General features: G+C 72.2%; 6 protein-coding genes, 1 pseudogene and 1 CRISPR repeat array. Of the genes and pseudogenes, 2 read left to right on the top strand and 5 right to left on the bottom strand.

The features are described from left to right. Positions 1–137 precede the first annotated feature (137 nt). Positions 138–320, top strand: a pseudogene (locus tag RM446_RS01785) (tyrosine-type recombinase/integrase); the annotation flags it as partial. A 78-nt stretch (positions 321–398) separates the two neighbouring features. Further along, positions 399–1,262, top strand: coding sequence for a tyrosine-type recombinase/integrase (locus tag RM446_RS01780; RefSeq protein WP_311543260.1), 864 nt, complete (start codon positions 399–401; stop codon positions 1,260–1,262). 469 nt (positions 1,263–1,731) lie between these two features. Continuing rightward, a CRISPR array of direct repeats spans positions 1,732–3,356; the repeat unit is 29 nt; unit sequence CGGCTCACCCCCGCTCGCGCGGGGCGCAC. A gap of 18 nt (positions 3,357–3,374) precedes the next feature. On the opposite strand, the gene cas2e is transcribed toward RM446_RS01780, so the two are convergent. From cas2e to cas7e, 5 genes are read right to left on the bottom strand one after another with little or no spacing between them, the layout of a single operon-like run. After that, complete coding sequence (gene cas2e, locus RM446_RS01775) at positions 3,375–3,707, bottom strand: type I-E CRISPR-associated endoribonuclease Cas2e (protein WP_311543259.1); 333 nt, start codon at positions 3,705–3,707, stop codon at positions 3,375–3,377. A gap of 46 nt (positions 3,708–3,753) precedes the next feature. After that, positions 3,754–4,719 (bottom strand): type I-E CRISPR-associated endonuclease Cas1e, encoded by a 966-nt coding sequence (gene cas1e / locus RM446_RS01770; RefSeq protein WP_311543258.1) that lies wholly within the window; start codon positions 4,717–4,719, stop codon positions 3,754–3,756. Continuing rightward, a complete protein-coding gene (gene cas6e / locus RM446_RS01765; RefSeq protein WP_311543257.1) occupies positions 4,716–5,366 on the bottom strand; it encodes a type I-E CRISPR-associated protein Cas6/Cse3/CasE in 651 nt (216 codons plus the stop codon). The genes cas1e and cas6e overlap by 4 nt, the downstream gene beginning before the upstream one ends. Then, complete coding sequence (gene cas5e, locus RM446_RS01760) at positions 5,363–6,214, bottom strand: type I-E CRISPR-associated protein Cas5/CasD (protein ID WP_311543256.1); 852 nt, start codon at positions 6,212–6,214, stop codon at positions 5,363–5,365. Before cas5e ends, cas6e begins: the two co-directional genes overlap by 4 nt. Next, positions 6,211–7,368, bottom strand: a complete 1,158-nt coding sequence (gene cas7e, locus RM446_RS01755; RefSeq protein WP_311543255.1) for a type I-E CRISPR-associated protein Cas7/Cse4/CasC — start codon at positions 7,366–7,368, stop codon at positions 6,211–6,213. Before cas7e ends, cas5e begins: the two co-directional genes overlap by 4 nt. Between the last annotated feature and the right edge of the window lie 31 nt (positions 7,369–7,399).

Raw genomic sequence — 7,399 nt, 5'->3', positions numbered from 1 at the left:
ATAATCCTCATAGGCGCCACTCCAGTATCGGGATGCGCAGTCCCACCGCGTTCGAAGGGCTCAACCTGCCCTCAGACACCCGCGGCTGACCTCACCGACGGTGTCCGTGCAAGCGGGGGAAGCTCACCCTCGACCAGATCCGCGCACGCCTGACCGGCGGAGAAGTCACCACCGAAGTCCCCACCACCGGCCAGTGGCTGCACATCTGGGTCGCCAACGCCGACATCGCCGAAACCACCCGCAGCAACTACCGCGGCCACATCCGCAACCACTTCGAAGCCCACCTCGGCCCCATCCCCCTGGACAAACTCCGACTGGGCCACATCCAAGCCTGCTTCGACGCCATCGAGGAACGCAACGACTACATCCGCGCCGCCCGTGCCTCGAAGGACCTCCAGGTGCGGACGAGCGTGCGCGGGATGCGGGTGGCCGGAACCGCCTCCAAGCACCGCTTCAAGGCCACGCTGCGCCGCGCCCTCAACGTCGCCATCTCCCGACCCGACCTGCCCATCACCACCAACCCCGCCGCCCACCTGGCCCTGCCCAGCAGCCGGCGGCCCCGCCCCATGGTCTGGACCGCCGAACGCGTCAAGCAGTGGCGCCGCACCGGCGAGGTCCCTTCGGCGGTGATGGTCTGGACCCCCGAACAGACCCGCACCTTCCTCGACCGCGCCAAACGCGACCGGCTCTATGCCCTGTTCCACTTGATCGCGTTCAAAGGCCCCCGCCGCGGCGAAGCGGTCGGGCTGCCCTGGTCCAACACCCGCCTGGACGAGCACGCCGTTGACATCCGCACCCAGATCGTGCAGCTGGGCTGGGGCACCGTCACCACCACCCCCAAGAGCGACGCTGGCGAGCGCACCATCACCCTCGACGCCGAAACCGTCCGGGTGCTGCGCGAGTGGCGCCGCTGCCAGAAACGCGAACGCCTGGCCGCCGGCCCCCACTGGCAGGAGTCCGGGCTGGTGTTCACCCACCCCGACGGCTCCGCCCTGCACCCTGCCCAGGTCACCCTGCTGTTCCAGCAATTGGCCCAGGAGGCCCAGTTGCCGCCGGTGCGGCTGCACGACCTGCGCCACGGCGCGGCCTCGATGAGCCTGGCCGCCGGGGTCGACATCAAGGTCGTCTCCGCCGAACTGGGCCACGCCACCACCGGGTTCACCCAGGACACCTACCAGAGCGTGTTCCCCCAGGTCGCCCGCCAGGCCGCCGAGGCCACCGCCAACCTCATCTCCGGCAAGACATCAGCCGACCACGGGTGAGCCCGCCGCCCGTCGGTCCGGTGCCAGCGGCGCCGCAGGCGCCGGACCGACGGCCGTCGAGAGCCCGCTCTCCGAGCGCGGCCGCGGACACCTGCCCGATACGTCAGCGCTTCTCACCACCGAAGGGAGACTGCGCCATGGCTGCCCCGTCCCGCAGCGTCCACCTCAGCCACCCCCTGCTCAGCAAGGACATCCTGCTCGCCAACCTCCGCGCGACCATCGCCGCCTCCCCTCCGAGAGGATCGTGGAGGCGCTGGCCCGACTGTTCACCGCCACGTCAACGACCGTCTCGACCAAGGGTTCACCTGGATCCCGCGCTACACCGCCGTGATCGGCCCCTACGGCGAGCCCGGTGGGCCCTCGCTGGAGCAGATGGACCAACTCATCCGCACCAGCTTCGAGGACTTCCTGCTCCTCATGCCCGGCAGCAAGAGGCGCTGACCGCCGTGCCACGGTGGCGCTCATCCGGAGGCTCACCCCCGCTCGCGCGGGGCGCACCCGAGCTCGACGAGCGGGTGTTTAGCCAGGACCGGCTCACCCCCGCTCGCGCGGGGCGCACAGACCAGCCCACCGCGAGGAGGCCGCCGTGCAGGCTCACCCCCGCTCGCGCGGGGCGCACGTCCTCCCCCGGGATCTCCAGGTCGACGGAGCTGGCTCACCCCCGCTCGCGCGGGGCGCACGGGGCGCGGGTGTCGTCTGTCATCGTCGCCCCCGGCTCACCCCCGCTCGCGCGGGGCGCACTACGTGCACGAGGAGCTCGACGGCCACGAGGGCGGCTCACCCCCGCTCGCGCGGGGCGCACCGGCACGTGCGCGGCAGCGGGATCGGGGCGAACGGCTCACCCCCGCTCGCGCGGGGCGCACCGCCGTGATCTGCTCGGGCCACAGCAGCGCATCGGCTCACCCCCGCTCGCGCGGGGCGCACTCGGCACCGATGTCGAGGCGCCCCAGCGGACGCGGCTCACCCCCGCTCGCGCGGGGCGCACAGGACACGGTCGAAGTCGCGCTGCTGACCAAGCGGCTCACCCCCGCTCGCGCGGGGCGCACGGACCCGCCCCGTCTGGGAGGAGCTGAAGCACCGGCTCACCCCCGCTCGCGCGGGGCGCACGCCCGGTGCATATCGACGCCGGGGCGGGACACCGGCTCACCCCCGCTCGCGCGGGGCGCACGGCTGCGCCTGGCCGCCGACGGCGACGCCGCGGCGGTGACCCGCGGCTCACCCCCGCTCGCGCGGGGCGCACCGCATCGCCCGCCACACCGAGTACCCCTCGTACGGCTCACCCCCGCTCGCGCGGGGCGCACGCGGTGAGCTTGTCGACCTCCCCCGACAGCGCCGGCTCACCCCCGCTCGCGCGGGGCGCACCCGTAGTTGTAGCCGCACATGTTGATCACGACCGGCTCACCCCCGCTCGCGCGGGGCGCACGCCTCGATCGCGCCCGTGAGGTTGGTCAACGCCGGCTCACCCCCGCTCGCGCGGGGCGCACGCCTGGGTGACGGTGGCCGTCGACGTCGGCCACGGCTCACCCCCGCTCGCGCGGGGCGCACTATGCAGAGTCGATGATCGCGGTCGCGGTCGCCGGCTCACCCCCGCTCGCGCGGGGCGCACCGCATCACCGCCCGCCTGGAGGCAGTGCGTACCGGCTCACCCCCGCTCGCGCGGGGCGCACGGCCCTGTAGGAATCACCGTGGCGGAGCCGGACGGCTCACCCCCGCTCGCGCGGGGCGCACGGAGTAGTTGCGTTCCTGAGCACTCACATCGGCGGCTCACCCCCGCTCGCGCGGGGCGCACGACGCGGGGGTTGCCGCAGTGGTGTCGGCGGGCGGCTCACCCCCGCTCGCGCGGGGCGCACTACACAGCATTTACAGAGCGAGGGCGCGCACTCGGCTCACCCCCGCTCGCGCGGGGCGCACAGGCGCGTGCCCACCGGCTGCACAACGCCGAACGGCTCACCCCCGCTCGCGCGGGGCGCACCAGCGGCGCGCTGAGACGATGCTCTACCACTACGGCTCACCCCCGCTCGCGCGGGGCGCACCAGTCCCGGCGTCGGTGCAGGTGAGGCCGACGCGGCTCACCCCCGCTCGCGCGGGGCGCACACTCACCGACCTGCAGCTTCAGAAGGGCGTTACCGTTTTGTTGTCGCCCTCCGCGAGCGTCGGCGGACGTTGCCGGAAGGCGACGAGCGTCATCCCATCGAAATCCGTGGGATAGCGCCGCCGCCCTCCGGACGTACGGAGTTCGAAGCCTTGCTCATTGCTGGCGGGATACACCAGAACTGCCGTGCCCTCCCCTACACACCCGCACGTCGCCTCCCAAAGCTCATCTCGAACGCGAGCGGAGACAGTGCCCACATACAATTCGGGGGTGACCTCCAGGAGCCACCGGGTCAACGCACCGCGCAGGTGGTCGGGCACCGCGGTAGCGGCGATGGTGATCATCGAAGCCATCAGCCCTCACTTTCCCATAACGGCTCCGGGCCGCCGGGGGCGCCGGTCATTCGGCTTCACCTGCATGGTTGACGGCACCGGGCACCACACCCGAAACGGGATCCCACAGGTCGACGACCTGTTCTTCAAGGTCTGGGGTCGCGATGGCGACGTCGGGTGCCAGCAGGCGCTGGATATCGGTGACGATGCGCGGTAGCAACTGAAACAGCCGCAGCTGGTCGCGGAAGTGGCGGCGGGCCTGCTGCTCGGGGTGCGTAGCGCGGTTCAGCGAGAAGGCCAGCGGAATGGTGAGTTCGGCTTTGTAGAGATCGGCGATGTCGTAGACGAAGGCCTGCTGGTTGCCGCTGTGGATGAATCCCAGGGCCGGCGAGCACCCCAGAGCCACCACGGCGGCGTGAACGATGCCGTACAGACAGGTGTTGGCCGAGGACAAGGCGAGATTCACCGGGTCCTGGTCGTCCCAGTCCTCGGGGTCATACGAGCGGCGAAACCGGCCGAGCTTGTACTGCTGGGCCAACAGGCGATACATGGCCTTGATGCGCTGGCCCTCCATACCGCGCATCTGGGCCAGGGAGGCTTCAGGCGCCACAGCGGCGTCGCCGAACCGCTGGGCATACATCCGCCGCGCGACCGCCAAGCGCTGGTGGGGGTCGGCCCAGGCTCGTGCCTGGTGTTCGAGCCAGTCGGTGCTCAGGGAATGGGCGACCATGGCGGAGTAGCAGCGCACACCGCCTGCACCGGTGGCCACGACGGTGGTGCCGTGGCGGGCGAGCGTGGTCAGGGCTCGCGCCGTGATGGAGGTTCCCGGGCCCAGAAGCAGGCTGCTGAGCGCGGCCGTGGGCAGGTAGACGTATTCGCTGCCGCGCTTCTCGGTGGCCACGTGGGCGCAGATGCCGGTGTCGTCCTGGTAGACGCGCACGACGTCGAGGTAGAGGAAGGACAGGGAGTCGGCCACGCGGGGGAGCATGGCCACGGTGGGCGCGGCGAGTTTGCGGCGGGCCGGGGTGCTCATGCCGACCCTCGGGCCGGGGCCAGGCTCAGCAGGCCGCAGCCGTAGGCCTTGCCGCGCCCGATTCCCTCGACGGTGCGCTGGCGCAACAGGTCGGCGTCGTCGATATGGGCGGTGCCCTCGAACAGGGTGCGGGCGTGGCGGATACGGCGCTTGTCTTGGGCGCGTTCACCGCGGGCGGCATCCAGTGGGCGGGCGTGCAGGGTCTCGACTTTGATGCCGGCCGCTTCGGACTGGGTCAGCCACCACTGCTCGGCCGCCTTTCCGCTCAGGGGGACGACCGCGGGGGCACCGTGCTCTTGGCGGGTGGTGCGACCGGGGCGGCGGATGGGGTTGGCGGCGATGCGGTAGTGGACGCGGCGCCCGTGGGCCAGGGCCTGCAGGAGTGGGGTGATCTCGCGGATCTGGGTGGTGGCGTAGTCGGCGGGCAGGCGCTCCAACTGGGGGGCGGTGGTGCTTTGCAGCAGGATCTGGGGGGCGGTTTCGGTGTCCTCGACGCGGAAGAGGACGCCGAAGCTGCGTCGTGCGTCGTCGGTGTCGTCGGGGAACAGGCTCATGAGGCGGTGGTGCATGCCCACGGCGCTGGCCAGGTCGCGGCGGGCTTCGCGTCGGCGCAGGTCGGGGCGGATGCGGGTGAGCCAGACGGTCATGGGGTGAGTCCTCCCAGGGGGGCGGCGTGGTCGCCGAGGTAGGTCTCCAGCGCGGTGAGGTAGTCGGTGCCCAGGCCGGCGCACTGCTGCCCGGGCCGGTCGAGGGTGCGGCTGTACAGGGGGCGGGCCCGGTAGCGGCGCTGTTGGGGGTGGAAGCTGATCGGGTCGTCGTTGGCTTCGCCGATGGCATCGCCCCCGGACTCAGCGGGGTTCTCGTCGGCGGGTGGCAGGTGGTCCAGCGGCCGGTCGCTGTGGAGGGTGACCCGGGTGTCGGGCCCGGTGCCGCCGTTGTGCTCACCGCTCGGACCTTGGCGGGCCAGCGGCAGGTGGATGAGGTGGTGCCAGGGAGCGTGCGTGCGCCCCAGCAGCAGGGGGCCGCTGGGCGGGCAGGCGCGCCGCCCGAGGTAGGGCGGCCACACGGGTGCGCGCAGTGCGCGGGCGCAGGAGTCGATGAGGTCGGCGTCGTCGGCCTCGGCGCTCAGGGCGGCGGTGAAGGCGGCGTCGGCCAGGTAGTAGCGCTCGCTGAGCAGGGTGGCAGCCGGGTCGTCGCGTTTGTCGCCTTTGGCGGTGGTGACGGTTTCGGCTTTGGGTAGTCCGCCGCCGACGGTGTGCAGGTCGCGTAGGAGTGTGCCGGGGCGGTCGGTGCGCACGGTCACCGAGAGCCGCGCCAGGTCGTCGATGCCGTCGGTGCGGGGTCGGCCCAGGGCCGCGGAGAGCAGTCCGAGAAGCCCTGAGCGAGTGGGCTGGCGGGCGGTGTCGCGGCGGTTGAAGTGGCTGCGTTCGCCCCAGGACTGCAGGGGCCCCGAGAGCGACAGGAGGAGGGCGGGGGTGTGCTCGGGTGTGGTCACTGTCGGGACCCTTCGCCCAGCGCCGCGGTGGTGGCGGCGGCGACGAGCTGGGGGAAGGAGTCGCACCGCTGGCCCAGCCGGGCGGGCTCGGGCAGGTCGCCGCCGGCCCAGGCGCCGGCGCGCAGGCCCTGCGTGCCCAGCAGCCGGGTAGCGGTGGCGGCGTAGTCGGCCAGCGCCTGGCAAGAGGGGGCGGTGTAGCCGCCCTCGCGCGCGGAGATGACGGGTTTTTCGAAGGCCGCGGCGTAGGAGACGGGCCGGTCGGTGCGCACGGCGATGTGGGCCAGGTCCGGGATGGTGTGGGGGGCGGTGGCGGTCTTCTTGGCGCGCGGCACCGACAGCAGGAACGCCTCGAGGAAGGCCGGGACGAGGGTGCGGGCGGCGCCGAGGTCGCCGCCGATGTTGGTCAGCAGGTCGCCCACGTCGACGGTGGCGTAGCGGTAGAACAGGCCGGCGCTGTACTCCTGGTCGCCCATGTGGGCGCTGCCGGCGTCCTCGTTCCACACATCGGTGAGGTCGTCGACGGCGGCGAAGTAGTCGAGTTCGACGTCGGTGGCGTGGGTGGTGAAGGCGTGGGCGGCCTGCACGGCCCCGTCCACCCCGGCGGAGTCGACCTCGCGCAGCATGCGGCCGAACAGGTTGATGACGCCGTTGGTAGAGCGCAGGACGGCGTCGATGTCGTCCTTGGGCAGTACGCTCTTGGCGCCCTTCTTCATGTCGTGGGCGCTCTCCAGTTCGGCGCGGTGCTGCTCGGCGAGGTCGGCGAGGCGGGCGATGGCGGTCTCGGGGACATAGACCATGGCGTTGGTCGACCAGGCGGGCTCGTCGGGGGAGGGCGGGTCGGCCTTGATGCTGGAGCCGGCGGCGGTGTGCTGGCCGGCGCGCCGGGCTAGGTCGGCGGGCCAGTCGCGGTCGGTGCGCAGGAAGCGTTCGACGGCTTCGCCGATGCGGCGGGTGCGCACGGCCGCTTCGCCGATGCGGTCCTGGAAGTCGGTGCGGGTGGCGCGCTTCCAGCTCTGGCTGCTCACCCGGGTGCGCCGGGTTCCGCCGTATTCGACCGTTTTGACCGAGTTTGTCTCGTCGCGGTTCAGGTTGGCATAGGGGATGGTCTGCAGGACGTGGATGTCGATGAAGCGGCCGGGGGCGGTAGAGGTCATCGTCTTCTTCTCCTGTGCGGTACGGGCTCGG

It is taken from the genome of Streptomonospora wellingtoniae (assembly GCF_031845375.1).
Classification (GTDB): Bacteria; Actinomycetota; Actinomycetes; order Streptosporangiales; family Streptosporangiaceae; genus Streptomonospora; species Streptomonospora wellingtoniae.
Note: the sequence above shows the minus strand (reverse complement) of the source record. Positions and strands in the feature narration are given on the sequence as shown.

Bases quoted from the DNA above. Each gene is read 5' to 3' on its own strand.
- cas1e (WP_311543258.1), bottom strand. From the start codon at position 4,719: ATGAGCACCCCGGCCCGCCGCAAACTCGCCGCGCCCACCGTGGCCATG.
- cas2e (WP_311543259.1), bottom strand. From the start codon at position 3,707: ATGGCTTCGATGATCACCATCGCCGCTACCGCGGTGCCCGACCACCTG.
- cas6e (WP_311543257.1), bottom strand. From the start codon at position 5,366: ATGACCGTCTGGCTCACCCGCATCCGCCCCGACCTGCGCCGACGCGAA.
- cas7e (WP_311543255.1), bottom strand. From the start codon at position 7,368: ATGACCTCTACCGCCCCCGGCCGCTTCATCGACATCCACGTCCTGCAG.